The sequence below is a fragment of the Nocardioides eburneiflavus genome, from assembly GCF_004785795.1.
Taxonomy (GTDB): domain Bacteria; phylum Actinomycetota; class Actinomycetes; order Propionibacteriales; family Nocardioidaceae; genus Nocardioides; species Nocardioides eburneiflavus.
Window position 1 is genome coordinate 3,633,430 of record NZ_SRRO01000001.1, and the last position, 26,771, is coordinate 3,660,200.

27 protein-coding genes are annotated in these 26,771 nt (G+C 72.9%); 17 read left to right on the top strand and 10 right to left on the bottom strand.

The genetic code is table 11. The annotated features are described in order from the left end of the window. The first annotated feature begins 1 nt into the window (after position 1). Positions 2–802, top strand: coding sequence for an ABC transporter permease (locus EXE59_RS16990; RefSeq protein ID WP_135839964.1), 801 nt, complete (start codon positions 2–4; stop codon positions 800–802). 88 nt (positions 803–890) lie between these two features. On the opposite strand, the gene EXE59_RS16995 is transcribed toward EXE59_RS16990, so the two are convergent. Next, positions 891–1,373 (bottom strand): GNAT family N-acetyltransferase, encoded by a 483-nt coding sequence (locus EXE59_RS16995; RefSeq protein ID WP_210429050.1) that lies wholly within the window; start codon positions 1,371–1,373, stop codon positions 891–893. A gap of 43 nt (positions 1,374–1,416) precedes the next feature. Between EXE59_RS16995 and EXE59_RS17000 the strand changes: the two genes are divergently transcribed. The 12 genes from EXE59_RS17000 (at position 1,417) to EXE59_RS17055 (ending at position 12,574) form a co-directional block, all read left to right on the top strand. Next, positions 1,417–1,968: a DinB family protein gene (locus tag EXE59_RS17000; RefSeq protein WP_135839966.1), complete on the top strand. Its 552-nt coding sequence runs from the start codon at positions 1,417–1,419 to the stop codon at positions 1,966–1,968. Then, a complete protein-coding gene (locus tag EXE59_RS17005) occupies positions 1,965–2,378 on the top strand; it encodes a class I SAM-dependent methyltransferase (protein ID WP_135839967.1) in 414 nt (137 codons plus the stop codon). Before EXE59_RS17000 ends, EXE59_RS17005 begins: the two co-directional genes overlap by 4 nt. Continuing rightward, the gene (locus tag EXE59_RS17010; protein WP_135839968.1) at positions 2,375–2,569 is read left to right on the top strand and encodes a DUF3046 domain-containing protein; all 195 of its coding nucleotides are present in this window, start codon (positions 2,375–2,377) and stop codon (positions 2,567–2,569) included. The genes EXE59_RS17005 and EXE59_RS17010 overlap by 4 nt, the downstream gene beginning before the upstream one ends. Beyond that, on the top strand, positions 2,566–3,822 hold the full coding sequence (locus tag EXE59_RS17015) for an MFS transporter (RefSeq protein WP_246056848.1): 1,257 nt from the start codon (positions 2,566–2,568) through the stop codon (positions 3,820–3,822). Before EXE59_RS17010 ends, EXE59_RS17015 begins: the two co-directional genes overlap by 4 nt. Positions 3,823–4,040: 218 nt before the next feature. Further along, entirely contained in the window at positions 4,041–5,093 is a 1,053-nt protein-coding gene (recA, locus tag EXE59_RS17020; RefSeq protein WP_135839969.1) for a recombinase RecA, read from the top strand. A gap of 102 nt (positions 5,094–5,195) precedes the next feature. After that, positions 5,196–5,942 carry a regulatory protein RecX gene (locus EXE59_RS17025; RefSeq protein ID WP_135839970.1) on the top strand — a complete coding sequence of 249 codons (747 nt, stop codon included), beginning with the start codon at positions 5,196–5,198 and terminating at the stop codon, positions 5,940–5,942. A 44-nt stretch (positions 5,943–5,986) separates the two neighbouring features. Continuing rightward, entirely contained in the window at positions 5,987–6,478 is a 492-nt protein-coding gene (locus EXE59_RS17030; RefSeq protein ID WP_135839971.1) for a phosphoribosyltransferase, read from the top strand. 7 nt (positions 6,479–6,485) lie between these two features. Next, the gene (locus EXE59_RS17035) at positions 6,486–7,235 is read left to right on the top strand and encodes a GNAT family N-acetyltransferase (RefSeq protein ID WP_246056851.1); all 750 of its coding nucleotides are present in this window, start codon (positions 6,486–6,488) and stop codon (positions 7,233–7,235) included. A gap of 7 nt (positions 7,236–7,242) precedes the next feature. After that, the gene (locus EXE59_RS17040) at positions 7,243–8,094 is read left to right on the top strand and encodes a polyphosphate kinase 2 family protein (protein WP_135839972.1); all 852 of its coding nucleotides are present in this window, start codon (positions 7,243–7,245) and stop codon (positions 8,092–8,094) included. Next, positions 8,091–8,903 (top strand): HipA family kinase, encoded by an 813-nt coding sequence (locus EXE59_RS17045; protein ID WP_246056852.1) that lies wholly within the window; start codon positions 8,091–8,093, stop codon positions 8,901–8,903. Before EXE59_RS17040 ends, EXE59_RS17045 begins: the two co-directional genes overlap by 4 nt. Then, the gene (locus tag EXE59_RS17050; protein ID WP_135839973.1) at positions 8,900–9,286 is read left to right on the top strand and encodes a DUF3037 domain-containing protein; all 387 of its coding nucleotides are present in this window, start codon (positions 8,900–8,902) and stop codon (positions 9,284–9,286) included. Before EXE59_RS17045 ends, EXE59_RS17050 begins: the two co-directional genes overlap by 4 nt. Before the next feature lie 54 nt (positions 9,287–9,340). Then, on the top strand, positions 9,341–12,574 hold the full coding sequence (locus tag EXE59_RS17055; protein WP_168218568.1) for an ATP-binding protein: 3,234 nt from the start codon (positions 9,341–9,343) through the stop codon (positions 12,572–12,574). Here the strand turns inward: EXE59_RS17055 and EXE59_RS17060 are convergent. Further along, on the bottom strand, positions 12,511–14,625 hold the full coding sequence (locus tag EXE59_RS17060; RefSeq protein ID WP_135839975.1) for an alpha/beta hydrolase: 2,115 nt from the start codon (positions 14,623–14,625) through the stop codon (positions 12,511–12,513). The two genes, EXE59_RS17055 and EXE59_RS17060, sit on opposite strands and share 64 nt — an antisense overlap. Positions 14,626–14,737: 112 nt before the next feature. Here EXE59_RS17060 and EXE59_RS17065 point away from each other — a divergent pair, with 112 nt between their 5' ends. Both EXE59_RS17065 and EXE59_RS17070 read left to right on the top strand, forming a co-directional pair. Then, positions 14,738–15,841 carry a class I SAM-dependent methyltransferase gene (locus tag EXE59_RS17065; protein WP_210429051.1) on the top strand — a complete coding sequence of 368 codons (1,104 nt, stop codon included), beginning with the start codon at positions 14,738–14,740 and terminating at the stop codon, positions 15,839–15,841. A 31-nt stretch (positions 15,842–15,872) separates the two neighbouring features. After that, on the top strand, positions 15,873–16,565 hold the full coding sequence (locus tag EXE59_RS17070) for a DNA alkylation repair protein (protein ID WP_135839976.1): 693 nt from the start codon (positions 15,873–15,875) through the stop codon (positions 16,563–16,565). Positions 16,566–16,708: 143 nt separating this feature from the next. On the opposite strand, the gene EXE59_RS17075 is transcribed toward EXE59_RS17070, so the two are convergent. The 6 genes from EXE59_RS17075 to EXE59_RS17095 form a co-directional block, all read right to left on the bottom strand. Then, on the bottom strand, positions 16,709–17,452 hold the full coding sequence (locus EXE59_RS17075; RefSeq protein WP_135839977.1) for a sirohydrochlorin chelatase: 744 nt from the start codon (positions 17,450–17,452) through the stop codon (positions 16,709–16,711). 120 nt (positions 17,453–17,572) lie between these two features. Beyond that, positions 17,573–18,316, bottom strand: coding sequence for a phosphoadenylyl-sulfate reductase (locus EXE59_RS17080; protein ID WP_135839978.1), 744 nt, complete (start codon positions 18,314–18,316; stop codon positions 17,573–17,575). Next, entirely contained in the window at positions 18,313–18,477 is a 165-nt protein-coding gene (locus EXE59_RS17085) for an Insertion element protein (protein WP_135839979.1), read from the bottom strand. Before EXE59_RS17085 ends, EXE59_RS17080 begins: the two co-directional genes overlap by 4 nt. Then, on the bottom strand, positions 18,477–20,189 hold the full coding sequence (locus EXE59_RS17090) for a nitrite/sulfite reductase (protein WP_135839980.1): 1,713 nt from the start codon (positions 20,187–20,189) through the stop codon (positions 18,477–18,479). Before EXE59_RS17090 ends, EXE59_RS17085 begins: the two co-directional genes overlap by 1 nt. 75 nt (positions 20,190–20,264) lie before the next feature. Beyond that, a complete protein-coding gene (locus EXE59_RS25145; protein WP_372461825.1) occupies positions 20,265–20,354 on the bottom strand; it encodes a putative leader peptide in 90 nt (29 codons plus the stop codon). Positions 20,355–20,480: 126 nt separating this feature from the next. After that, a complete protein-coding gene (locus tag EXE59_RS17095; RefSeq protein ID WP_210429052.1) occupies positions 20,481–21,098 on the bottom strand; it encodes a DUF5701 family protein in 618 nt (205 codons plus the stop codon). Positions 21,099–21,197: 99 nt separating this feature from the next. On the opposite strand from EXE59_RS17095, the gene EXE59_RS17100 reads away from it, so the two are divergent. Beyond that, positions 21,198–22,634, top strand: coding sequence for a glycine hydroxymethyltransferase (locus EXE59_RS17100; RefSeq protein WP_135839982.1), 1,437 nt, complete (start codon positions 21,198–21,200; stop codon positions 22,632–22,634). Between the two features lie 390 nt (positions 22,635–23,024). Here EXE59_RS17100 and glgA read toward each other — a convergent pair whose 3' ends face one another. Next, positions 23,025–24,212 (bottom strand): glycogen synthase, encoded by a 1,188-nt coding sequence (gene glgA, locus EXE59_RS17105; RefSeq protein ID WP_135839983.1) that lies wholly within the window; start codon positions 24,210–24,212, stop codon positions 23,025–23,027. A gap of 79 nt (positions 24,213–24,291) precedes the next feature. Between glgA and glgC the strand changes: the two genes are divergently transcribed. Beyond that, a complete protein-coding gene (gene glgC / locus EXE59_RS17110; protein ID WP_425464541.1) occupies positions 24,292–25,539 on the top strand; it encodes a glucose-1-phosphate adenylyltransferase in 1,248 nt (415 codons plus the stop codon). 10 nt (positions 25,540–25,549) lie between these two features. Here glgC and EXE59_RS17115 read toward each other — a convergent pair whose 3' ends face one another. Beyond that, a complete protein-coding gene (locus tag EXE59_RS17115; protein WP_246056854.1) occupies positions 25,550–26,758 on the bottom strand; it encodes an RNA polymerase sigma factor in 1,209 nt (402 codons plus the stop codon). Positions 26,759–26,771: the final 13 nt, after the last annotated feature.

Consider the following 26,771-nt stretch of genomic DNA (forward strand, 5'->3'; position numbering starts at 1 on the left):
GATGGCGCTGCTGCAGGACATCCCGGCCCCCCTCACCCCGGCCGCCGCCACCAGGGTCCTGGTGCTGCGCAACTACGTCGTCTACAAGGACGCGTGGAAGCTCTTCATCACCGGCTTCCTCGAGCCCGTCTTCTACCTGTTCTCGATCGGCATCGGGGTCGGCCAGCTCATCGACACCTTCGAGTTCCACGGCGAGGCGGTGCCCTACGCCGAGTTCGTCGCGCCCGCCATGCTCGCCACCTCGGCGTTCAACGGCGCCCTGCTCGACTCCACCTACAACGTCTTCTTCAAGATGAAGTACGAGAAGCTCTACGACCAGATGCTCGCCACGCCGCTCTCGACGAGCGACATCGCCCGCGGCGAGATCGCCTGGGGCCTGATGCGGGGCTCGGTCTACTCCGCGGCCTTCCTCGTGGTGATGGCGGCGATGGGGCTGACGAGCTCGTGGTGGGCGCTGCTCGCCCTGCCGGCGACGATCCTCATCGCCTTCGCCTTCTCCGCGGTCTGCATGGCCGTGACGACCTGGATGAAGTCCTGGCAGGACTTCGACAAGATCACGCTCGTCCAGATGCCGCTCTTCTTGTTCTCGGCCACGTTCTTCCCCGTGGAGGCGTTCGGCGACGGTGTCCTGCGCTGGGTCGTCGAGGCCACGCCGCTCTACCGCGGCGTGGTGCTGTGCCGCGAGCTCACCACCGGGGTCGTGACCTGGGAGTCGGCGGTCTCGGTGGTCTACCTCGTCGCCATGGGGATCATCGGCCTGCTCGTCGTACGTCGGCGCCTCGACAAGCTGCTGCTGACCTGAGATCCACCGGGGCTGCGGCGGAGCGGTCGCCGAGGCCCGCGAGGTGGAGACGCGCGAGGTCTCTGCGTCGCGCCTCGGACCCGGCTGGTCACCCGAGCCGCCGCTGCCACCACGCGAGATCGATCCACCGACCCTGCTTGTGCCCCACCTCCCGCATCACGCCCACCTCCTCGAAGCCGCAGCCGCGGTGGAGCGCGAGGCTGGCGGGGTTGGGCAGCGCGACGGCGGCGACGACGAGGTGCACGCCGTCGTCGGCGAGCAGCGCCAGCAGCGCGTCGTACAGGGCACGTCCGGTGCCGAGGCCCTGGTGGCCGGGCGCCACGTAGACCGTCGTCTCCCGCGTGTGGCCGTAGGCAGGCTTGGGGCGGAACGGCGCGGAGCTGGCATAGCCGATGACCGTGCCCTCGAGGTCGGCGACGAGGAGGTGGTCACCCTCGGCGGACAGCTTCTCCTCCCAGAGCGCCATCGGGAGTGGCTCGAGGTCGAAGGTGGCATGTCCCTCGCGGGCCTCGCGGCCGTAGATCGCCGCGACGGCTGGCAGGTCGGCGGGAAGTGCGCGGCGGATGTCCATTCTTGCCATTGTCCCCGGTGCCCGGGCTGGTTGGATGACGGGCATGGCCGGCACCCCCGACGCGACCACGCCCGACGCGATCACGCCTGACACCAAGGACTGGACCTGGGTCCTGGGCCGCTCGTGCGACGAGTGCGGGTTCGACGCGGCCGCCCACGACGTCGCCGACCTGCCCGGCCTCCTGCACGACACGGCGATGACCTGGTCGGAGGTGCTCGCGCGCCCCGACGCCGCCGAGCGGCCGGCGTCGACGGTGTGGTCGCCGCTGGAGTACGCCTGCCACGTCCGCGACGTGCACGAGCTGTTCGCCCAGCGCCTGCGACTGATGCTCGAGGAGGACGCACCGACCTTCGCCAACTGGGACCAGGACGCCACGGCGGTCGCCGACGACTACGGCAGCCAAGAGCCGACGACCGTGGCGGTGGAGCTGATCGAGGCCGCGGGCACGGTCGCGGGGATCTACGCCACCGTCACCGACGCCGCGCGTGGGCGCCGTGGGCTGCGCTCCAACGGCGACGAGTTCACGGTCGAGAGCCTGGGTCGCTACCACCTCCATGACGTCGTCCACCACCTCCACGACGTGGGGGCGCAATGACCTCTGCCGAGACGGTCCGCGCCTACGACCTCGACGCCGCGGCGTACGCCGCCGTGACGGCGACGGTGCCCGACCGGGTGCGGACCGTCCTGGAGGACCTGGCGCGGCGCCTCGGCGACGGCGCGCGTGTGCTGGAGGTCGGGTCGGGTAGTGGTCGCGACGCGCTGCTGATGGAGTCGCTCGGCCTCGACGTACGCCGCACCGACGTCACACCGGGGTTCGTCGCACTGCTGCGCGAGCAGGGCCACGCCTGCGACCTGCTCGACCCGCTCGTCCACGATCTCGCCGCGCTCGCAGAGGCCGTCACGGCGTCGGGCTGGGCGGGCGTCGACCTCCGCGGAGGGTTGGTCGGCAGCCGTGGGGAGTCGTGGCTCGCGGTGTCGGCGGTCCGTGATGGGGTGTCGGCATGAGGCACACGGAGTTCTGGGCGCGGCTCGACGACACCCTGGGCCGGGCCTACTCACGGACGTGGGCCGAGCTCACGGTCGTGCGGGAGCTCGGCGGCCGCACGACCCGGGAGGCCCTCGACGCGGGTGTCCCGCCCAAGCAGGTGTGGGCGGCCGTGCGCCGGCACCTCGAGCTGCCGGACAGCGAGCGGTGACGACCCGGCTGGACCCCCGGCTCGACCTCGCCGTCGTCCAGCGGCGCACCGTCCGCACGCTCGTCGTCTCGCAGGCGGTGGGCGCGGTGGGCGTCACCATCGGCGTGACGACGGCCTCGCTCCTGGCCCGCGACATCTCCGGCAGCGAGGCCATGGCCGGTCTCGCGCAGACCTGCCAGGTGCTCGGCACGGCCCTCGCGGCGTACGCCCTGGCGCGCGTGATGCGGCGCCGCGGGCGTCGCGTCGGCCTGGTCGCCGGCTACCTCGTCGGGGCGACCGGCGCCGTGCTCGCCGTGGTGGCCGGGGTCGTCGACTCGATGGCGGTCCTGCTCACCGGAGCGGTGCTGCTGGGCGCCACGTCCGCGGTCAACAGCGGCTCGCGCTACGCCGCCACTGACCTGGCCACCGAGGAGCACCGGGCCCGCGCCCTCTCCGTGGTCGTGTGGGCGACGACCGTGGGCGCGGTCGCCGGGCCCAACCTGGTCGGGGTGGGCGGTTCGGTGGCCCGCTCCCTCGGCATCCCCGAGCTCACCGGCGGCTTCGCGATCGGCGCCGTCGTGCTGGTCCTCTCCGCCGCCTGGGTCTGGCTCCGGCTGCGCCCCGACCCGCTGCTCCTCGCCCAGCAGGCCGCCGGCGTCGTCCCGGCCGCGGGACCGGAGGAGCGCGGTCGGTCCTGGAGCCGCTTCGTCACGGTCGTCCGCGAGGTCCCGGCCGTCGGCGCGGCCGTCGTGGCGATGGCCTGCGCACACGCCGCGATGGTCACGGTGATGATCATGACGCCGCTGCACATGGAGCACGGCGGAGCGCACCTCGAGGTGATCGGGTTCGTCATCTCGGTCCACGTGCTCGGCATGTTCGCGTTCTCGCCACTCGTCGGATGGGCGGCCGACCGTCTCGGACGCGCGACGGTGCTGGTCGCAGGCGGAGCGGTCCTCCTCGTGTCGCTGGCGCTGTGCGGGCTCTCGCCCGAGGGGTCCTCGTGGCAGATCCTCGTCGGGCTGTTCCTGCTCGGCCTCGGCTGGTCCTGCGCCACCGTGGCGGCCTCGACCGTGATCGCCGACCGCACGCCCATCGAGGCCCGCACCGACGTGCAGGGCACCTCCGACATGGCGATGGCCCTCACCGCGGCGGGAGGCGGCGCGCTCGCCGGCGTCATCGTCGGCGCGCTGGGCTATCCGGCCCTCGCGGCCTTCGCCGCCCTGCTGGCCGGCACCGTCCTGGCGGCGGGCTGGGTCACAGGCCGGCACGGCTGAGCCCGCGCCCGGCGCCGCGCCGGCAGGTCCGACAACGTGCGCGACACGCCGTGCCCGAACGCGGCGTCGAACACCTGTTCGGGCTACTGTTCATCCACAGGTACGACGAGGGGCGAGGTTGTCCACAGCGTGCGGCGGTCCTGATCAGGGACTGTCGGTGGCTCGCCCTAGCGTCGGAGAAGTACCTCACACACACGACGAGAGAACGGGACACAGCAATGGCTGGTGCAGACCGCGAGAAGGCCCTCGACGCCGCGCTCGCACAGGTGGAGAAGCAGTTCGGCAAGGGTTCGGTCATGCGGCTGGGCGACGAGACGCGTGCCCCCCTCGAGGTGATCCCCACAGGGTCGATCGCCCTCGACGTGGCCCTCGGCCTGGGCGGCCTGCCGCGCGGTCGCGTCGTCGAGATCTACGGTCCGGAGTCCTCCGGAAAGACGACTGTCGCGCTGCACGCGGTGGCCAGCGCCCAGGCGGCCGGCGGCATCGTCGCCTTCATCGACGCCGAGCACGCGCTCGACCCCGACTACGCCAAGGCCCTCGGCGTCGACACCGACGCCCTGCTGGTCTCCCAGCCCGACTCCGGTGAGCAGGCGCTCGAGATCGCCGACATGCTGATCCGCTCCGGCGCCCTGTCGTTGATCGTCATCGACTCCGTGGCCGCCCTGGTGCCCCGCGCCGAGATCGAGGGCGAGATGGGCGACAGCCACGTCGGCCTCCAGGCCCGCCTGATGAGCCAGGCGCTGCGCAAGATGACCGGTGCCCTCAACAACTCCGGCACCACCGCGATCTTCATCAACCAGCTCCGCGAGAAGATCGGTGTCATGTTCGGCTCGCCCGAGACCACCACCGGTGGTCGCGCGCTGAAGTTCTACTCCTCGGTGCGCCTCGACGTGCGCCGCATCGAGACGCTCAAGGACGGCACCGACATGGTCGGCAACCGCACCCGCGTCAAGGTCGTCAAGAACAAGGTGGCCCCGCCGTTCAAGCAGGCCGAGTTCGACATCATGTACGGCAAGGGCATCAGCCGCGAGGGCGGCCTGATCGACGTCGGCGTGGAGGCGGGCATCATCCGCAAGGCCGGCGCCTGGTACACCTACGAGGGCGACCAGCTCGGCCAGGGCAAGGAGAACTCGCGCAACTTCCTCAAGGACAACCCCGACCTCGCCAACGAGATCGAGAAGCTCATCCTGGAGAAGCTGGGCGTCATTCCCGCCGTCGACAAGCCCGCCGACGACCTGAGTGACGAGCCCATCGGGGTCAATGACTTCTGATCCCGCAGCTGACTCCGAGGAACGAGGAGTCGGCGTGGGCGGGGTCAGGTCGAGCAAGCGATCGCCCGAGCCTGCGAGGACGATGATGCGTGTCGAGACCCGATGACCAGCGAAGAACATCGCCCACCTCCGGCCTGGGCCGGCGACGTCGGCCTCGGCGTGCAGGCGTGGGTGGGGGAGACCCCACCCACGCCGGGCGAGCCGCGACCTCGGGGCGATCGCTCCTCCGGCACCCGTTCGTCGGGCTCGACCCGGACTGGCGGACGCAAGAAACGGCGCACCTGGGAGGAGTGGGAGGCAGCCCGCATCGCTCGTGAGGAGGCCGCGGCCGCCGAGGTCGAGGCCGATCCCGAGGCCGTGGCTCGCAGGATCCTGCTCGATGCGCTGACCGGACAGGCGCGCTCGCGCCAGGAGCTCGCCGACAAGCTGGACGCCAAGGGCGTCCCTGAGCAGCTGGCGCACGACCTGCTCGACCGGTTCACCGAGGTCGGCCTGATCGACGACGCTGCCTATGCCCGGCAGTGGGTCGAGAGCCGACACCGCAGCCGTGGCCTGGCGCCGCGTGCCCTGGCCCAGGAGCTGCGTCGCAAGGGTGTCGGCGACGAGGAGGCCAAGGCGGCGCTCGAGCAGATCGACGAGACCGACCAGCGGGCCGCCGCACGGGCACTCGTCGACAAGAAGCTGCGCTCGATGCGTGGCGTCGACCGGCAAGTGGCCACCCGGCGCCTCGCCGGGCTGCTCGCCCGCAAGGGTTACTCGGCCGGGCTGGCGTTCTCGGTCGTGCGCGAGGCGCTCGACGATGGGGACGACCCCGACGGTGCCGGCGACCTCGACCACCCGGACTTCTAGGCCCGCCCTTCCGCCGTCCGCCGGGACTCTGGTGGGATGGCTCCGTGAGCAACGAGCGTGAGGTCCTCACCTACGACCTGTTCGGCACCGCCACCCGCGAGCTGGCCCAGCAGGTCGCCGACTCGGCCTTCCGGCCCGACCTCATCCTGTCCATCGCCCGCGGGGGCCTCGCCCTCGGGATGGGCCTGGGCTACGCCCTGGCGGTGAAGAACATCTCCGTGGTCAACGTCGAGTTCTACACCGGCGTCGACCAGCGGCTCGACGTCCCGATCATGCTGCCGCCGACCCCGGCGGTCGTCGACCTTTCCGGGCTCAAGGTGCTCGTCGCCGACGACGTCGCCGACACCGGGCGCACGCTCGAGCTCGTCCACGAGTTCTGTGCGGGTCACGTCGCAGAGGCCCGGACGGTCGTGATCTACGAGAAGCCGCAGTCGGCCATCAAGGCCGACTACGCGTGGCGCCGGACCGAGCGGTGGATCGACTTCCCCTGGTCGGTGCTGCCGCCCGTCGTCGACCCGGACGCGCTCGCGCACTGACCGGTCGGTGGCGACCAGGCGTGTGACGGTCAGGGGCGAGGGCGTCGCCCTCGCCGGCGAGGTCGGGCCAGGGGAGAGCTGGGCGGGTGCGGCGGCCCGCATCGCCGCGCCGCTGCCGGGCGACCCGGTGGCAGACGACCTCTCCGGCGAGATCCTGGCCTTCGTCGCCGACCCGGACCTGCGCATCGACCTCCGCGCGATGACCCACGGTGACCTGCCGATCCTCACGAGGTGGCTCACGGCACCGCACGTCCGCCGGTGGTGGCACTCCGACGGTGAGCCGACCCTCGAGCGGGTCACCACGACGTACGGCCCGCGAGTCGACGGGCTCACGCCGACCCGGATGTGGGTCGTCGAGGTCAACGGCCGGTCGGTCGGCTTCGTGCAGGACTACCGCATCCGCGAGCACCCGGACTTCGCGCTGCTCACCCCGAACCCCGACGCCATCGGTCTCGACTACGCCGTCGGCGAGCCCGAGTGGGCCGGTCGTGGGCTCGGCGCCCGCATCCTCTGGGCCTGGATGGTCGGCGCGACGCGACGGTTCCCCGACGCCGAGGAGTTCTTCGCCGCACCCGACCACCGCAACGCGGCATCCCTGCGGATCCTCGACAAGGTGGGATTCGTGCAGGGCACGTGGTTCGACGAGCCCACGCGCGACGGGTCCGTGGCGACGGTCGTCGGCTGCCGCCTCGACGTACGCCGTGTCCTCGGCGGCACGCAGCGCGGCGAGCCCGGTCCAGCGCCCCGTGGGCCATGATGACCCCATGACCTCCGCCATCGCCGACGCGCTGCGACTCCCTGCCGGTCCGGTGGACCTGACCGCCGTCGACACCGACTCCGCACCGGGCTTCGACGGCAAGAAGGCCGACGGCAAGGCAGCACTGGCCGGGATGCAACCCGAGCTCGCCGACCTGCAGGAGCGGCTCTGGGCCGAGCGGACCGCGGGGTCCGAGCGTCGGGTCCTCCTGGTGCTGCAGGGCATGGACACCAGCGGCAAGGGCGGCGTGCTGCGCCACACCATCGGGCTGGTCGACCCGCAGGGCGTGCGGATCACCAGCTTCAAGGCGCCGACCGAGGAGGAGCGCGCCCACGACTTCCTGTGGCGCATCGAGAAGGGTCTTCCGGAGGCGGGCTACATCGGTGTCTTCGACCGCTCGCACTACGAGGACGTCCTCATCGCTCGCGTGCGCGGGCTGGCCGACGCTGCTGAGATCGAGCGCCGCTACGGGGCGATCAACGACTTCGAGGCCCGGCTCGTCGACGAGGGCTTCTCGCTCGTGAAGTGCATGCTCCACATCAGCGCCGACGAGCAGAAGGCGCGCCTCGCCGAGCGGCTCGCCAACCCGGAGAAGCACTGGAAGTACAACCCCGGCGACCTCGACGAGCGGGCTCACTGGCCGGCCTACCGCGAGGCGTACGAGATCGCGCTCGAGCGCACGAGCACCGAGGTCGCCCCGTGGCACGTCGTGCCGGCCGACAAGAAGTGGTTCCGCAACCTCGCCGTGGGCCAGGTCCTCCTCGACACCCTGCGCGGCCTCGACCTGCAGTGGCCTGCCGCCGACTTCGACGTGGAGGCCGAGACCGCCCGACTGGCCGCGGAGGCCCCGGTCCGGTGACCGCGGAGCTCCCCACGGACCTGCCCACGGTCCTTCCCTCGGTCCAGGTCACGCGCTACGTCACGCCCCTGCGCGAGGGCGGCAGCCTGCCCGGGGTCGTGGAGGGCGACGACCTCGGCACGTACGTCTGCAAGTTCCGCGGCGCCGGCCAGGGCGCGAAGGTGCTGGTGGCCGAGGTGATCGTCAGCGGGCTCGCCACCCGGCTCGGCCTGCGCACGCCGCGGCTCGTCGTGCTCGACCTCGACCCCGAGCTCGCCCGCTACGAGGCCGACGAGGAGGTGCAGGACCTCCTCAACGCCAGCGTCGGGCCCAACCTCGGCATCGACTTCCTCCCCGGGTCCTTCGGGGTCGACGGGCAGGTCGCCACGGCCGACGACGAGGGCGCGAAGGTGCTCTGGCTCGACGCGTTCACCGCCAACGTCGACCGCTCGTGGCGCAACCCCAACCTGCTGCTCTGGCACGGCGACCTCTGGGTCATCGACCACGGTGCCTCGCTCTACTTCCACCACGGCTGGCAGGCCGGCGTCAACGACCCGGCGCGGTTCGCCGCGCAGGCCTGGGACGCCGCCGGGCACGTCTTCGAGAGCTGTGCACGACGGGCGCGGGAGCTGGACGACGAGATCGCGGCGCCACTGGACCGGACAGCCTTCGCGGAGGTGCTGGCGACCGTGCCCGATGTCTGGCTCGAGCCGGTCCCCGGGGCCGACGGCGCCGAGGCGCTGGGGCCGGACGCCCTGCGCGCCGCCTACGTCGACTTCCTCACCGCCCGCCTCGGCACGCGGCAGTGGCTCCCGGGGGTGGCGCCGTGAGCACGACTCGCCTGCCCTACCAGTACGTCGTCCTGCGCTGCGTGCCGCGACCCGACCGCGAGGAGTTCGTCAACGTCGGCGTGGTGCTGCACTGCCAGGGTGCGGACTTCCTCGACGCCGCCTGGTCCGTCGACCGCGACCGGCTGCGAGCCCTCCACGCCGGCGTCGACGTCGACCAGGTCTGCGAGGCCCTCGCCTTCGTCGACCTGGTGTGCCGGGGTGACGCGCGCGGCGGCGAGGCGGCGCGCCAGTCGCTCGGCCAGCGCTTCGGCTTCCTCAAGGCGCCCCGCAGCACCGTCCTCCAGCCCGGACCCGTGCACGGGGGCGTCACCGACGACCCGGCCCGCCAGCTCGAGCACCTCCGCGAGCGTCTCGTCGGCTGACCGGGTCCCTGCGCGCGGGTGCACCGGGGCCACCCGCAGGCGGATACTCGTGACGTGAACCCGCCCGGCGGACCCGTACGGTTCCGGCTCTCGTCCACCCTCGTCGTCGAGGCAGGCGACCACGAGCGGTCGGGGCGCGAGCTCGGCAGCCGCAAGGCACGCACGCTGCTGGCCCTGCTCGCAGCAGAGCGCGGACGCCCCGTCCCCACCGATCGCATCGTGGACGCGTTGTGGCACGAGACCCCACCGAGCGACCCCGCGGCCAACGTCGCGACCCTGGTGAGCAGGATCAGGCGGACCGTCGGTCCGTCGCTCGTGGTCGGGCTGCCCGGTGCCTACAGCCTCGGCGGAGCCTGGGCCCTCGACCTCGTCGACGCCGAACGGTGGTGCGCCGAGGCCGCCGCCCGGATCGGAGCGGCCGAGCACGCGCTGGCCGATTCGGCGGCCAGCGCCGCACTGGACCTGCTCGGTGGACAGGTCGCCCTCCTCGACGAGGCGGACGACGACTGGGTCCTCGCGGTCCGCGCCCAGGTCGACGCCCTGCGCCGATCGGCGCGCCGCCAACGGGTCGCGGCGCTGCTCCACCTCGATCCGGACACGGCCGTACGGGTCGCGACCGACGGCGTCGCCTCCGACCCCTACGACGAGCAGGCCGTCCGCGACCTGATGCGCGCGCTGGCCGCTGACGGCCGGGTGTCCGCTGCGCTCGCCGCCCACGACCGGCTCGCCCGAACCCTTCGCGAGGAGCTCGGCACCGACCCGGACCCTGCGACCGAGGCGCTGCACCTGTCCCTCCTCCGCGCCGGGAGCGGCGCAGCGGATCCGGGGATGCCAGTGGTCCCGGACGACCCGGTCGAGGCGGCAGCGGCCCCGACGCCGGTGGGGAGCCTGCTCGTGGGGCGCGCGGACGAGCTCGCCCGGGTCGGGGAGTCGTGGGGGCGGGCGGTCGCGGGAGGAGGCACCTGCCTCGTCGTCGTCGGCGAGGGCGGGATCGGCAAGACCCGGCTGCTCGACGCCGTCGCGGAGGACTGCGCGGCGACCGGTGGACAGGTCCTGCGTGGACGGTGCCACCCGGCGGAGCGGTCACTGTTCCTGCAGCCGTTCGTGGATGCGCTCTGGCCCGTGCTCGGCGGGTTGCGCCACGACCGGGTGCGGTCCGTGCTGCGCGACCACGAGGCCGCGTGGGTCTCGCTCGTCCCCGACCTGGCCGGGGTGCTGCCCCCCGCCCTCCGGCCGGCGGACCGCGACCTGCAGCGGCGGGCGACGTACGACGCGGTGGCTGCGGCACTGCGCCGGCTCGCGGACACGCGGCCCGTCCTCCTGGTCGTCGACGACCTCCAGGACGCCGGTGCCGCCACGATCGACCTGCTCGGCTACCTCTCCCGGCAGCTGGCGACGGCCCGCGTGCTGCTGGTCGGTGCCGTCCGGAGCGAGGACCCGACCGTGCTCGACCGGCTGGGGGAGCGTGCCACCCCGGTGCCGCTCGGCCCCCTCGGCGGGCCGGCGGTGGAGGCGCTCGCGGAGGCCGCCGGGCTGCGTGACCACGGCCACCAGGTGATGGCCCGCACCGCCGGGCACACGTTGAGCGTCGTCGAGTGCCTGCGCGCGCTGCAGGGCGGGGAGCAAGGCGTCCCCGCCTCCCTCGCCGACGGCGTGCTGGCCCGGGTGCGGCGGCTGGACGCAGACGGCCGGTCCGTCGTCGAGGCAGGATCCGTGCTGCGACGGCGACTCGACCCACGGCTGCTCGCGGGCCTCACCGAGCTGTCCGAGGTCGGTGTCATCCGCCACGCCGAGGACCTGACCCGGTCCGGGCTCTTCGTGCGTGCCGGCGAGGTCTACGAGTTCACCAACGACCTGTTCCAGGAGTGCGTGTACGCCGCCCTGCCCGCGACCGTCGCGGCGGCCTACCACCGCCGTGCGGCCGACCTGACCAGCGACCGGCCGGAGGTGATGGCCGTCCACGCGCACGCCGTCGGGGACGACGCGCGCGCAGCGCTGGGCTGGCTCGTCGCCGGCGAGGAGGCGTTGCGGCGCTCGGCGGTCGAGGACGCGCGGACCCTGGTCGAGCGCTGCCTGGAGATGACGTCGACGGAGGGCGACGTGCGCGCGCGAGCGCTGCTGGTCCGGGCCCGGGTGCACGAGGCCGGGATGAGCTGGTCCGCGGCCATCCACGACGCCGACGCCGCCCTGGGCCTGGCGCGCAGCAGCGGCGAGCGACGGCTCGAGCTGGCCGCGCTCCGGGCCCGCGGCGGCGACGCCGCGGTCGGCGCCCAGCTCGGCGCCGACGAGGTGAGCGCAGCCCTCGAGGACGGCCAGCGGCTCGCCGCCGACCTGGGGGACCGGCGCGCGGAGGCGGACTTCGCGAGTCGGCTGGCGGTGCTCGAGGCCAGCCGGCTGCGGCTCGTCGACGCAGGTGCGCGGGCCGCGAGCGCCCTCGCGCGAGCGCACGCGGCGAGCTCGCCGGACGGGACGATGCTCGCCCTGGACGGCCTGAAGACCGTCGCCTGGTACCTCGGCGACGCGCCGGCCCTCGCCGACGCGGTCGCGCAGCTCGAGCCGATGCTGGAGGAGCGCCCCGACCCGTGGCTGCGGCAGTGGGTGGTCTTCGAGTCCGCCTTCGTGCCCGCGTCGGCCGACCGGTGGGAGGAGGCGTCGCGCGCCATGGCGGATGCCCTCGCCCTCAACCGCCGCAGCGGGTTCCCGGCGTACGCCGGCTGGCTGCACGCCTACGAGGCGTGGCTCGCGCGCCTCGAGGGCGACCTCGACCGCGCCAGGGCCGTCGGGCGCCGTGCCGTGGAGCAGACCTCGGCGGTCGACCATCCGTGGTGGCACTCGTGGGCGGCCGGACTGCTGGCCGCGACCCTGGTGGAGACCGGCGACCGCGCCGAGGCGCAGGCAGTGGCCCGGGCCGGCCTCGCCGCCCGCAGCGGCACCGCGCGCCCGGGTCGGCTGCTCTGCGCGGCGGCCCTGGTCGAGCTGACCGGTGAGCACGTCCGCGGGGCCACGGACGCGCTGGGGCGGGTGGACTGCCCGCCGGGCCGCGCCTGGATCCTCGGCGCCGACGCCTACCTCCTGCTCGCGGGTGCGGCCGCGGCCCGCGGCGACGAGGTCGAGGCCGACCGCCTGCTCGCTCCGTTGCGTACGGCGACGGCCGGGTCGTGGCCGTCGGTCCGGCGCCGCGTCGAGGACCTGGACCGGGCCACCTCGGGCCGGGGCGCGGCGCCTCAGAGCACCTCGAGCGCCATCCGCGCCGCCCGCGCGGCTCCGTCGGACGGCACCGGCAGGTAGTCGACCGGTTGGCGGAGCGCAGCGGTCAGCTCCTCGGCGATCCGGTCGGGACTCGCGTCGGCGTACCCGAGCCGCCGTCCCGCCCGGTGTCGCTCGAGCCGGTGCCGCACGTGCACCTGCTGCTCGAAGTGGTGCTCCAGCGGAACGTAGACGAAGGGCCTCCGCGCAGCGGTGAGCTCCATCGTGGTGCTCAGCCCGCCCTGGACCACGGCCACGTCGCACGCGGCGTGGTGGAGGTCCAGGTCGGGCAGGAAGCCGTGCAGCTCGACGCCCTCCGGGACGCACAGCGCGTCGCGGTCGATGCGCGGGCCGGTGACCATGACCATGCGCAGCCCCGGCACCCGGTCGGCCACGGACCCGTACGCCGCGGCGACGCGTCGCAGCAGGTGGTGCCCGACCCCCGAGCCCCCGACGGACACCAGGCAGACCACCTCGTCCTCCCCGTAGCCGAGGCGAGCGCGCAGCTCGTCACGACGTCCCGGGTCCGGTCGTGCGCCCATGACGTAGCCGGCGAAGTCGAAGTTCGCGCGGGTCCAGTCGCGCGCAGTGGGCAGCCCCGGGCCGAGGGGCAGGTCGACCACGTCGTCGGGGTCGCCGACGAAGACCGACCGGTCGCGCAGCCCCGGCGACCGGCCGACGTGCTCGACCATCTCGGCGTTGTAGTCCGCTGTCAGGAACGCCTCCCGCTCGCCGCCGTCGGGCATCGGTACCCAGCCGACGAAGTCGGTCATCCAGACGAACGGCGCGCGCTTGAGGGAGGGGTGCTCGTGGAGGAAGTGGTCGAGGTCCCATGCCTCGTCGCCGACCCACAGGTCGAACCGCTCGCGCTCGACCAGGTCGTCGAACACCATGAAGTTGTTGACCAGCACCTCGTCCATGCGGCGCACCGCGTCGAACGCGTGCAGGTCGTGCTCGCCCGACTCCGCCTCGAAGTGCCCCGACTCGCTGGCCAGCAGCCGCGAGGCCGGGTGAACGACCTCGCCGCGCCGCTCGAGGAACTCGGCGACGGGTGACTGGGTCAGCCACTCCACCTCCAGGTCCGGCCGCTCGGCGCGCATCGCGTCGGCGACCGCGAGGTCGCGCCGGACGTGGCCGAGCCCGATGGGGGAGGACAGGTAGAGCGCGCGGGGTCGGCGACGGCTCGCCCGGCGCGGCCGCGGCACGGTCCGGTGCCCCGTCGCCCGGTCGACCAGCGCCTTGATCGCGCGGTTGACGACCACCGGGTGGCGGGCCATCGGCAGGTGCCCCGACCCCTCCAGCAGCAGGAGCTCGGCGCCCGTCCATGCCGCGACCGACCGGCCGCGCCCCTGCGGCTGGCAGAGGTCGGCCGTGCCCTGGACGACCAGCACGGGCGCGGTGATCCCCCGGAGCAGCGCCTCCGCCTCGTCGGCCGTGTCGGGGAACCGCGGTGAAGCGTTCTCGGCGAGGATCACCGCGCCGGTCGTCTCGCGGGTGAACCCGACGATGTCCTCGAGCTGCTTCGTCGAGTGCGGCTCGGGGAGCATCTGGTCGAAGAAGAACTCGGCGTACTCCGGCCAGTGGTCCGGCAGGTAGTGGCGGTTGTTGCCCCGCCACCCCGAGTAGTCGTCGAGCTCCTCCTCGAAGTGCACGGCCGCCTCGAGGCGTACGGGGAACGGCGGGGTGCGGTCGCGCGCCCACGGGGCCACCGCGACGACCCCTGCCACCCGCTCGGCGTGCAGCGCAGCGGTCAACAGTGCCTGCCACGCGCTGACGCAGATCCCGACCAGCACGGCGCGGTCGATGCCGAGGTGGTCCATCACGGCCAGCGTGTGCTCGACCATCGCCAGGTCGCCGTACGCAGCCGGGTCGAGCTCGCGTCCCGACCGCCCGTTGCCCGGCGGGTCCACCGTGACCACGCGGTGGTGCTGTGCCAGGTAGGCCACCTGCCCCTTCCAGGCGCGACTGTGCACGCACGTGTCGATCGGGACGAACAGCACCGTCGTCGGCGCCGTGTCGTTGAACGACTCCCACGCGAGGCGCACGCCGTCCACCTCGACGGTCCCGTCGCTGTCAGGCTCTCGTGCTCGCATGCCGTCACCCTCCGCGGACGTGGTTGCAGCGCGGTTGCAATCGCAGCGCAACCGGCGCCGCGCACCCTCACCTGACAGCATCCACCCGGGATGCCCGAAGAGGGAGACCCAGATGACCACCATCGACCAGGCAGCAGCAGCGGAAGCCGCTCCGGCGGCGCCCCCGATCGACATGGACGCCCTGATGGCGTTCGTCGGCGCGTTCGTCGGCGACCTCGGCGCCACCGTGGGTGCCGGCAACGTCCTGCTCGGAGAGCGCCTCGGCCTCTACCGGGCGCTCGCCCAGGGACCGGCCGACGCCCGTACGCTCGCCGCCGCCACCGGCACCGACCCGCGCTACGTCGAGGAATGGCTGCGCGGCCAGGCGGCCGGCGGCTACGTCGAGCACGACGCCGTCACGGGGACGTTCTCCATGACGCCGGAGAAGGCGTTCGCGCTCACCGACCCCGCCGGACCGGTCTTCCTGCCCGGCGCCTTCGAGCTCGCGCTGGGCGCGCTCAAGGCGCTGCCGGAGATCGAGCACGCCTTCCGCACCGGCGCCGGCTACGGCTGGCACCAGCACGACCAGGACGTCTTCACCGGCTGCGAGCGGTTCTTCCGGCCCGGGTACCTCATGCACCTGCTCAGCGAGTGGATCCCGGCGCTCGACGGGGTGGGCGCCAAGCTCGAGCGCGGGGCGCGCGTCGCCGACCTCGGCTGCGGCCACGGCGCGTCGACGGTCCTGATGGCCGAGGCGTTCCCGGCGAGCACCTTCGTCGGGTCCGACTACCACGCCGGCTCCATCGAGGCGGCCCGCACCCGCGCCGAGGAGGCCGGGGTCGCCGACCGCGTGCGCTTCGACGTGGCCGGCGCGCAGGCCCTCGCCGACCACGACCTCGACCTCGTCACGACCTTTGACTGCCTCCACGACATGGGCGACCCGCTGGGAGCCGCGCAGCACGTCCGTCGCTCGCTCGCCGCCGACGGCACGTGGATGATCGTCGAGCCGGCGGCGGGGGACACGGTCGCGGACAACCTCAACCCGGTCGGCCGCGTCTTCTACGGCTTCTCGACCTTCCTGTGCGTGCCCAACGCCGTGTCCCAGCCTGGGGGCTACGCGCTGGGAGCCCAAGCAGGAGGGGCCGCGATCCGCCAGGTGGTGACCGACGCGGGGTTCACCCGCTTCCGCCGCGTCGCCGAGACCCCGTTCAACCACGTCTACGAGGCTCGTCCCTGACGCTGTCGGAGGCGGCTGCGAGGATGCCGCCATGACCTACGTGGGGGCTGTGCGGGCGGCCCTGGCCGAGGTGGGGGACCCGGCCAGGGCTGCTCAGCAGCAGGCCTACATGAAGTCGGAGCTGCCCTACGTCGGCCTGCGCGCCCCGGCGCTCAGCGCCCTGCTGCGCCCGCTGCTGGCCGAGCACCGCTTCGTCGACCGGGCCCAGTGGGAGCACGCGGTGCTGGAGCTGTGGGAGGACGCCGAGCACCGGGAGGAGTGGTACGCCGCGATCGCGCTGCTGCGCTACCGGGCCTACCGGCCGTGGCTCGACCCCGACCTGCTGCCCCTGCTCGAGACGCTCGTGCGCACGGGCGCGTGGTGGGACGTGGTCGACGAGATCGCCTCGCACCTCGTCGGCCAGGTCCTGCTCGACCACCGCGCCGCGACGACCCCGGTGATGGACGCCTGGTCCGTGGACGCCGACAGCCTGTGGGTCCGTCGCACGGCGATGCTCGCGCAGCTGCGCCACGCCGGTCGCACCGACACCGACCTGCTCGGCCGCGTCCTTGTCGCGAACCTGGACGACACGGCGTACGGACGCGAGTTCTTCGTCCGCAAGGCGCTCGGGTGGGCGCTGCGCCAGCACGCGCGCACGGACCCGGCGTGGGTCCGCACGTTCGTCCGGACCCACGCCGACCGACTCAGTGGGCTGTCGCGCCGCGAGGCGCTCAAGCACCTGTGAGGGATCACGTCGCGCTCGTGCCTCGCGCGCCGCTGCTCGTCTCATTTCGACGCGCTCGTGCGACTTCGTTCCTCAGTCGCGTCGCTTGCTCAATCTGGCCGAGCCCACGCGTCGCGCTCGTACCTCGCGCGCCGCTGCTCGTCTCAGACAGGCACGAGCTCCACCGCGCCCACGGCGTAGCGGGCGAGGATCGCGCGCGCGACGGCCGGGTGCGCGCCCAGCGGGTCGGAGACGGCGACGGCGCCGGCCTCGACGGCGAGCTCCGTCGCACGGTCCGGCAGCCGGCCCGGGGCGAGGAAGAACGACGCGACCGCGATGTGGCGCTTGCCCGCGGAGCGGAAGGCGCGCACGGCCTCGCCGGCGGCCGGCGGTGCCGCGGAGGCGAACGCGGCCGTGACCGGGAGCCGGTGCCGCGCGCCCCACGTGCGGGCGATCCGGGCGACGGCCTGGTTGGCGAGCGGGTCGGAGGAGCCGGCGGCGGCGAGCACCAGGGCGTCGAGCTCGCGGACCCGCGCCGCCTTGAGCGCCTCGCGCAGCCGGACGTCGAGGACCTCGAGGAACGCGGTCTCCATGCCGAGGATGCGGCTCGCCTGGATCCGTACGCCCTCGTGCCGGGCCATGGCCGCCGCGATCGCCTCGGGGACGTCGACCTTGGCGTGGAACGCCTCGGTGAGCAGCAACGGCACCACGACGATCTCGTCGTGGCCAGCCTTGACGAGCCGGTCGACGACCGTGTCGAAGGACGGCTTCGACAGGTCGAGGAAGGCCGTCTCGATGCGGAGGTCGGGGCGCATGGCCTTGACCTCCGCGACGAGCGCCTTGATCGTCGCGGCGGATCGCGGGTCCCGGCTTCCGTGGGCCAGGGCAACCAGAGCAGGAGCAGCCATCAGGGGTGCCTCCGATCGTGAGTGGTGGTGCGGTCGTGCTGGGTGGGTGCGACGACGTTGTCGCTCGTGCTGAGGAGGTCGCGCAGCGACCGTCTCGAAGCGCTGGGCTGAGGGAGTGAGTCAGGCATGGATGCCGCACTCGGTCTTGGTGGTGCCGGCCCAGCGCCCGCTGCGCGGGTCGTCGCCGGGAGCGACGCGGCGCGTGCAGGGCCAGCAGCCGATGCTGGGGTAGCCGTCGTGGACGAGCGGGTTCACCAGGACCCCGTTGTCCTGGATGTAGCGCTCGACCTGCTCGTCGCTCCAGCGGGCCAGCGGGGAGACCTTGACCTTGCCCTTGCGCGCGTCCCAGCCGACGACCGGGGCGATCACGCGGTTGTGCGTCTCGGCGCGGCGCAGCCCGGTGGCCCACGCGTCGTACTCGGCGAGCGTGTCGGCGAGCGGCTTGACCTTGCGCAACGCGCAGCACAGGTCGGGATCGGTCTTGTAGAGGTCCTTGCCGTACTGCGCGTCCTGCTCGGCGACCGTCTGTGCCGGGGTGACGGTGCGCAGGGTGACCGGCAGGGTCGCCTCGACGGCGTCACGCGTGCCGATGGTCTCGACGAAGTGGTAGCCGGTGTCGAGGAAGACCACGTCGATGCCCGGCGCGACCTTGGAGGCGAGGTGCGCCAGCACGGCGTCGCCCATCGACGAGGTGATCGCGAACCGGTCGCCGAAGGTCGCGACGGCCCACTCGATGATGACCTCGGCGGGAGCGAGCTCGAGCTCGGCGCCCACGTGGGAGACGAGCTCGCGCAGCTCCTCGGGCGTACGTCCCGCGGTGTGGGTGCCCTTGAAGTCGCGTGCGGCTCGGGTCGAGAGACTCATGGTGTGCCTCCTCCGTTGCCGGGGTGCGGGATCATGCCGGTCATCTGGACGGTGAAGCTGCGCAGGCACGAGCGGCACTCCCAGGCGCCCGCACCCTCGCGCGGGAAGAGGTTCTCGTCCCCGCACCAGGGGCAGTGGAAGGGCACCGCACGTTCGGACATCAGACCGCCACCGGCTCCCCGCGCAGCAGGGCCTCGTCGGCTCGGGCGACCCACGCGGCGAACCGCTCGCCGTCTGTGCGGTCGGACAGGTACGCCGACACGACCGCGGTGACGTAGTCGTCGAGGCCGGCGCTGGTGACCTTGTGGGCGCGCAGCTTGCGGCCCATCGCCGGGTTGAGCCCGAGGGCCCCGCCGAGGTGCACCTGGAAGCCCTCGACCTGCTGGCCGTTGTCGTCCATGACCAGCTGGCCCTTGAGGCCGATGTCGGCGACCTGGGTGCGGGCGCAGGCGTTGGGGCAGCCGTTGACGTTGACCGAGATGTCGGTGTCGAGGTCGGGGAAGCGCTTCTCCAGCTCGGTCACCAGGCGACGTGCCCGCTCCTTGGTGTCGACGATGGCGAGCTTGCAGAACTCGATGCCGGTGCACGCCATCGTGGAGCGGCGCCAGTTGCTCGGGCGGGCGGTCAGCCCGATCTTCTCGAGGTCGTCGGCGAAGGCCTCGGTGTCCTCGGCTGCGACGCCGATCACGACGAGCTTCTGGTAGGCGGTCAGGCGGGCGCCGCGGGCGCCGTACGACTCGACGAGGTCGGCGAGGCCGCTGAGCGTCGTGCCGTCGATGCGGCCCACGACGGGGGCGGCGCCGACGTAGAAGCGGCCGTCCTTCTGCTCGTGGATGCCGATGTGGTCACCCTGCTGCACGGGCGCCTCGGGGGAGGGGTTGTCGACGAGCTGCCGGTGCAGGTACTCGTTCTCGAGGACCTCGCGGAACTTGTCCTTGCCCCAGTCGGCGAGCAGGAACTTGAGGCGGGCCTTGGAGCGCAGCCGGCGGTAGCCGTAGTCGCGGAAGATGCCGGCGACGCCCTCCCAGGCGTCGGCGACCTCTTCGACGGGGATCCAGACGCCGAGCTTGTGCGCGAGCATCGGGTTGGTCGACAGCCCGCCGCCGACCCACAGGTCGAAGCCCGGGCCGTGCTCGGGGTGGACCGTGCCGACGAAGGACACGTCGTTGACCTCGGGCGCGACGTCGTGGCTCGGGTGGCCGGTCAACGCGGTCTTGAACTTGCGCGGCAGGTTGGAGTAGTCCGGGTTGCCGAGGATTCGCCGCTTGATCTCGCCGAGGGCCTCGGAGCCGTCGATGATCTCGTCCTTGGCGATGCCGGCGACGGGGGAGCCGAGGAAGGGGCGCGGGCTGTCGCCGCACGCCTCGAGCGTGGTGAGGCCGACGCCCTCGAGGCGCTCCCAGATCGCCGGGACGCTCTCGATCTCGATCCAGTGGTACTGGATGTTGTTGCGGTCGGTGATGTCGGCGGTGTTGCGGGCGTACGCCGTCGACACCTCGCCGAGCGCGCGCAGGGCTGGGCCGTCGAGGATCGCGCCGTCGGTGCGGACGCGCATCATGAAGAAGCGGTCGTCGAGCTCCTCCTCCTCGAGCTGGGCGGTCTTGCCGCCGTCGAAGCCCGGGGCGCGCTGGGTGTAGAGACCCATCCAGCGGAAGCGACCGCGCAGGTCGGCCGGGTCGATGGAGTCGAAGCCGCGGCGCGAGTAGGTGTGGAGGATGCGATCGCGCACGTTGAGCGGGTCGTCGTCCTTCTTGGACTGCTCGTTCTTGTTGAGCGGCTCGGTGTAGCCGAGCGCCCACTGACCCTCGGCGCGCTTCGGGCGCGGGATCTCGGTGTTCTGGGCGGCCTGGGGCTTGAACCGGAGGTCGGGCATGTCAGGAGATTCCTGTTCGCTGAATGTGTGCCGCGCGCGACGTTGGGCGCGGAAGGGGTGTTGGGGCGGGCGGCGTCAGCGATGCCAACAGGTCGCGCTGCCCACACGCATGAGGTCGACGTGACGTCGAACCACGAGGTGTGTGTGGGTGGAGGCGGAGACCATGTCAAGAAGTCTCAGGGAGTGGACACCTGATCCACAAGACGAAATCTCGGCATGTGGGACCTAGAACCACCATGTGAGACGTCAGCCCGCCCCCACGCGAGGCGCGCGGGCCGGGTGCGGCCCAGGTCACACGGGTCGGCGCTCGCCGCAGGAGGCGATCCCGAGCCAGGTGTGCCGGTTGCCCCACCAGCACCACCCGAGCTTCACGGCGTCCCGGCGCTCGCGGCCGTCGCGCCCCGTGCCGTTGCTGATCCACAGCGCGGGCGTGCGGGCGTCGTACGACCCGTCGGCCCGCCGCAGACGCGAACCGGGCGTCATGAAGCAGGCGTTGCGCTCGAGGACGCCGGGCTCCTGGAGCACCCAGTGCAGGCCCTCGGCGAGGGTCACGGGCGAGCGCCCAGCGGCGAGCAGCTCCGGGACCGACTCGGCCGGCGTCCGGTCGAGGTAGGCGTCGCCGCGGTCGAGGCCGAGCGCGACGTACGGGGCTGCCGGCACGTCGTCGGTGGGGGCGAAGAGGTCGACGTCGGTCATGTCCTCGACGACGAAGCCGTCCTTCTCCTCGTGGCCCCCCGCGCGGCGCAGCAAGGGCGCGAGGGCCGACGCCGGGGCGGAGGTCACGAGGAGGCCGTCCGCGGGGCCGTGCGCAGCGAGCTCGCGCAGCCGGTCGGCGGGGATCCCGGCGACGTCGTGGACGCCGAGGCGGACGAGCCGCTCGGCCTGGTCGATCAGGGAAGGGAGGGCCACGCGGGTCCAACGCCCCACGCGCCTACGGGGTTCCCGTCCCGGTGTCCAGCGCCCGCGGGCCGCGAGCGCGCACGCGCGAGCGGGCCCTAGGCTGGGGCCATGACGGACTCCCTGATCAGCAGTGCGTACTCGCAGGCCCTCGAGGTCATCGCCTCGGTCGAACCCCGCATCGCGGAGGCGACCCGCCAGGAGCTGGCCGACCAGCGGGCCTCGCTCAAGCTGATCGCCTCGGAGAACTACGCGTCGCCCGCCGTGCTGATGACCATGGGCACCTGGTTCAGCGACAAGTACGCCGAGGGCACCGTCGGTCACCGCTTCTACGCCGGCTGCCAGAACGTCGACACCGTCGAGTCGCTCGCCGCCGAGCACGCCCGCGAGCTCTTCGGAGCGCCGTACGCCTATGTCCAGCCGCACTCCGGCATCGACGCCAACCTCGTGGCGTTCTGGTCGATCCTGGCCAACAAGGTGGAGAGCCCCTACCTGGAGAAGCTCCAGGCCAAGAACGTCAACGAGCTCACCGAGGCCGACTGGGAGACGCTGCGCCACGACTTCGGCAACCAGCGGCTGCTCGGCATGTCGCTCGACGCCGGCGGTCACCTCACGCACGGGTTCCGCCCCAACATCAGCGGCAAGATGTTCCACCAGCAGCAGTACGGCACGGACCCGGAGACCGGGCTGCTCGACTACGACGCCGTCGCCGCCAAGGCGCGCGAGTTCAGGCCGCTCGTCCTCGTCGCCGGCTACTCCGCCTACCCCCGCCGGGTGAACTTCGCGAAGATGCGCGAGATCGCCGACGAGGTCGGTGCGGTGCTGATGGTCGACATGGCGCACTTCGCGGGCCTCGTGGCCGGCAAGGTCTTCACCGGCGAGGAGAACCCGGTCCCGTACGCCCACTTCACGACCACCACCACGCACAAGTCGCTGCGCGGCCCCCGCGGCGGCATGGTCCTGGCCCAGGAGGAGTTCGCCGCCGACGTCGACCGCGGCTGCCCGATGGTCCTCGGCGGCCCGCTCTCGCACGTCATGGCCGCCAAGGCCGTGGCCTTCGCCGAGGCACGCACCCCCGATTTCCAGGCCTACGCCCAGCGCATCGCCGACAACGCGAAGTCCCTGGCCGAGGGGTTCCTGACCCGCGGCGCCAACCTCGTCACCGGCGGAACCGACAACCACCTCGTCCTGCTCGACGTGTCGTCCTTCGGTCTCACCGGCCGCCAGGCCGAGTCGGCTCTCCTCGACGCGGGCGTCGTGACCAACCGCAACTCGGTCCCGGCCGACCCCAACGGCGCCTGGTACACGTCCGGCGTCCGGCTCGGCACGCCCGCGCTCACCACCCGCGGCTTCGGCCACGACGAGTTCGACACCGTCGCCGAGCTGATCGTCGACGTGCTCAGCAACACCGAGGCGGGCACGACCAAGGCGGGCGGGCCCAGCAAGGCGTCGTACGTCCTGGGCGACGGCGTCGCCGACCGCGTCACCAAGCGGTCGGCCGAGATGCTCGACAAGCACCCGCTCTACCCGGGCCTGGTCCTCAGCTGATCGGGTCTACGTAGACGCGCGGGCACAACGTCGCGCCGTGGGTGGCGTCACGCGGCGACCGGCCACGCCGCCAGAGGTTCCGTCCGCGTGTCTACGCCGACCGTCCGGTACAGGACCTCGCGCACCCAGGTCGGCCACATCATCACGTCGTCCCAGGTGAACCGAAGGACGGTCCAGCCGTCGGCGGCCAGCAGGGTGTAACGCCGGACGTCCTTGGAGCCCAGCGACCTGCAGGCAGATCGCCCTCGTCACGGACTCGAACGGGTTCGCAGCGCGAGCATCGGCCTGCTCCGCGATCCGCCGCACCTTGGCGCTCCCTGCGCCACGGACGCTCGCCACCACCCAGCTGAGCGTACGACTCGCCCGGCGGCAGGGGTTCTGTCCGCGCGTCTACGCGAGCGAGCGGTAGAGCTCCAGGGTCCGCGCGGCGATCGAGCCCCAGCTGAACGACTCCTCGGCACGCCGGCGACCGGCCGCGCCGTACGCCCGGGCGCGGTCGGGGTCGCTGACCGCGTCGGTGAGCGCGGCGGCGAGGTCGGCGACGTAGCGCTCCGGGTCGAGCGGGGTGCCGGTGCCGTCGGTGGCCTGGTCGATCGGCACCAGCCAGCCGGTCTCACCGTGCACCACCACCTCGGGGATTCCGCCGGTGGCGGTGGCGACGACGGCGGTCTCGCAGGCCATCGCCTCGAGGTTGACGATGCCGAGGGGCTCGTAGATCGAGGGGCAGGCGAACACCGTGGCCGCGGTCAGCAGTGCGACCACGTCGGGGCGCGGGAGCATCTCGGCGATCCACACCACGCCCGAGCGGGTCGCAGCGAGCTCCTCGACCAGCCCGCGCACCTCGGCCTCGATCTCCGGTGTGTCGGGCGCGCCGGCGCACAGCACGAGCTGGACGTCGGGCGGGAGCGCGGCAGCCGCGCGGAGGAAGAGCGGCAGGCCCTTCTGGCGAGTGATCCGGCCGACGAAGATGACGCTCGGCCGGTCGGGGTCGACGCCGAGCTCGCGGACGCGGTCGGGGTTCGCGACCGGCGACCACTCGGTGGTGTCGATGCCGTTGTGCACGACGTGCACGCGAGCCGGGTCGACCGACGGATAGCTGCGCAGGACGTCGTCGCGCATCGCCGCGCTGACCGCGACGATGCCGGCGGCGCCCTCGTACGCCATGCGCTCCGCCCAGCTCGACAGGGCGTAGCCGCCGCCGAGCTGCTCGGCCTTCCAGGGCCGCATCGGCTCGAGGGAGTGGGCGCTGACGACGTGGGGGATGCCGTGCATCAGGCCGGCGAGGTGGCCGGCCATGTTGGCGTACCAGGTGTGCGAGTGCACGAGGTCGGCCCCGGCGCAGTCGTCGACCATGGCGAGGTCGACGCCGAGCGTACGGATGGCCGCGTTGGCCCCTGCGAGCGACGACGGCTCGGCGTACGCCGTGGTGCCCGCCTCCGACCGCGGCGCGCCGAAGCACCGCACGCGTGCGTCCACGTCGGGCAGCACCCGCAGTGCGCGGACCAGCTCGGCGACGTGCACGCCCGCTCCGCCGTAGACCTCCGGGGGGTACTCCTTGCTGAGGACGTCGATGCGCATGGGCCGAACCTAGCCTGAGAACGCCATGGCGAGGGAGGTCGACCGCGCACCCGCGGACGGCTAGTTTCGTCGCATGGCCATCACGCCCCCGCGCAAGAAGGTGCTCGCCGTCGTCCTCGCCGGAGGTGAGGGCAAACGCCTCATGCCGCTGACGGCCGACCGGGCCAAGCCGGCGGTGCCGTTCGGCGGCATCTACCGCCTCATCGACTTCGCGCTCTCCAACGTCGTCAACTCCGGCTACCTCAAGGTCGTCGTGCTGACCCAGTACAAGTCCCACAGCCTCGACCGCCACGTCACCACGACGTGGCGGATGTCCAACCTCCTCGGCAACTACGTCACCCCGGTGCCGGCCCAGCAGCGCGTCGGCAAGCGGTGGTACCTCGGCAGTGCCGACGCCATCTTCCAGTCGCTCAACCTGCTCACCGACGAGCAGCCCGACATCGTGGTGGTGGTCGGTGCCGACCACGTCTACCGCATGGACTTCTCGCAGATGGTGGCCGACCACGTCGAGTCCGGCGCCGGCTGCACGGTCGCCGCGATCCGCCAGCCCATCGGCCTCGCCGACCAGTTCGGCGTGATCGACGTCGACCCGGCCAGCCCGCAGAAGATCCGGGCCTTCCTCGAGAAGCCCACCGACCCGGTCGGCCTGCCCGACTCGCCGGACGAGGTGCTCGCGAGCATGGGCAACTACGTCTTCACCGCCGACGCACTGGTCGACGCGGTCACCCGCGACGCGGACCGCGAGCAGTCCAAGCACGACATGGGCGGCGACATCGTGCCGTGGTTCGTCGACAAGTCCGAGTCCGCGGTCTACGACTACAAGGACAACGAGGTCCCGGGCGCGACCGACCGCGACCGCGGCTACTGGCGCGACGTCGGGACGATGCGGTCCTACTACGACGCCCACAAGGACCTGGTCTCACCGCTCCCGGTCTTCAACCTCTACAACAAGGCCTGGCCGATCTACACCAGCTATGGGCCGCACCCGCCGGCCAAGCTCGTCGAGGGCGCCAGCGGCGCGGGCGTGTCGACCTTCAACTCGATCCTCTCGCCCGGCGTCGTCGTCACCGGCGGCACGGTGAACCAGTCCGTGCTCTCGCCCGCAGTGTGGGTCAAGGACGGTGCCGAGGTGTCCGACTCCGTGCTGATGGACGGCGTCTGGATCGGCGAGGGCGCCGTCGTGCGCAACGCGATCATCGACAAGGGCGTCGTCGTTCCGCCGGGCGTCCAGATCGGCGTGGACCACGAGGCCGACCGGGCCCGCGGGTTCGTGGTCGACGAGGGCCTCACGGTCCTCGCCAAGCAGCAGTCGGTGCCCGAGGACTGACCGGCGAGGCTCAGCCCAGCCCGTCCCGCTGGCTCGTGAGGAAGGCGCGCTCGACGTCGTTGCGGCACGCCGCGATCGCCTGGTCGTACGCCGCGCGCGCCGCGTCGGTCTCGCCGGCCCGCGACAGCAGCTCGGCGCGCACTGCGGCCGGACGGTGGCTGTCGGGGATCTCCAGGCCCTCCAGCGCATCAAGGCCCGCGGCTGCGCCGCGGTCCTCCGCGACCGCGACCGCACGGGCCAGTCGCGCGGAGGGGGAGGGGGCGATCTGCAGCAGCAGGTCGTAGAGGCCGACGATCCGGTCCCAGCGGGTCTCCGCCGCACTGGCCACGGTGGCGTGCTCCGCGGCGATGCGCGCCTGGAGGACGTACGACGCGGTCAGCGGTGTCACGGGGCCGCCGAGGCAGGGGGCGGCCAGCAGGCGGGTCGCCTCGGCCACCTCGTCGTGGTGCCAGCGGGTGCGGTCCTGCTCGGCGAGGAGCACGAGCCGGCCGTCGCTGACCCGGGCGTCGCGGCGCGAGTGCTGGAGCAGCATGAGCGCGAGCAGCGCCAGTAGCGACGGCTCATCGGGGCGCAGCCCCAGCACCACCCGCGCCAGACGGATCGCCTCGCCCGACAGCTCCGCGCGCAGCAGGTCCGGGCCGGTGCCCGGGGCGTAGCCGGCCGTGAAGGCGAGGTACGTCGTCTGGGCGACCGTGTCGAGCCTGCCGGGCAACGCGGAGGCGTCGGGCACCGCGAACGGGATGCCCGCGCCCACGATCCGCTTCTTGGCACGGGTGATCCGGGCCGCCATCGTCGGCGCCGGCACGAGGAAGAGCCGGGCGATGTCGCTGGTCGGGACACCGAGGACCAGGCGCAGGCTCAGCGCGCTGGCCGACTCCGGCGCGAGCGCCGGGTGGGCGCACATCAGCACCAGCCGGAGCACGTCGTCCTCGACGAGGCTGCCGCTGTCGGCCATGGTGCGCGCCCCCTCCTGGTGGCGTTCGGCGTCGGTGAGGAGCAGCTGCTGCTTGCGCGCGGCCACCGCCTCGGTGCGCAAGCGGTCGACGACCCGTCGCTTCGCCGCGGTCATCAGCCAGCCCGCGGGGTTGTCCGGGACGCCGTCGACGGGCCACGTACGGCTGGCCGCCTCGACGGCGTCGCCGAGGGCGTCCTCGGCGAGGTCGATGCGACGGAACTGCGAGAGGAGCAGGGCGACCAGGCGTCCCCACTCCTCGCGCACGACCCGTTCGAGC